We start from the raw sequence: 513 nt of genomic DNA on the forward strand, positions 1-513 counted from the left end.
CCCTGCTACGCGCCTTCGGAGGAGACAAGGTCGATGCCATTGCCAACTTGCATCAGTATTTCAATGGCTTACAGCTCGTTGACTCACATCAAGTCTCCTACAAACCCTTTCACAACCAGTTGCGTAAACCCGCCTTTGCCCAGTTTATGAAGGCCCTGGTTGAACGAGCAATTGCCCTGCGCATCGGCCAGCAGGTGCAGGACGTTGCCCAGGGCGCCTTCAAGCAGGTGTTGCTGCAAGACGGCACCTCTTTTGCGGTCCACAAGCGCCTTGCCACTGTCTTTCCCGGGCGATTCAAGGCCATCAGCCCAGCCGCCATCGAATGTCACATGCTCATGTCAATGCTGGAGCAAAAGCCGGCCTGTATGCAGCTCTCAGCCGATACCGCGTCAGAGCGTCAGTTCCTTCCAGATGCCAAAGAGCTGACCGGCAGCCTGCTGCTGGCGGATGCGGGTTATATCAGTCACACCTATTTTGCCGCAGTGAACAAGGCTGGCGGCTTCTATCTGGTGC

At 56.5% G+C, this 513-nt stretch carries 1 protein-coding gene; it reads left to right on the plus strand.

Translation table 11 applies throughout. The features are described from left to right. Positions 1-513, plus strand: a 513-nt coding sequence (locus tag BN1125_RS10460; RefSeq protein ID WP_042012245.1) for a transposase, incomplete at both ends; no start/stop codon positions are given.

The organism is Aeromonas fluvialis, assembly GCF_000819885.1.
GTDB lineage: Bacteria > Pseudomonadota > Gammaproteobacteria > Enterobacterales > Aeromonadaceae > Aeromonas > Aeromonas fluvialis.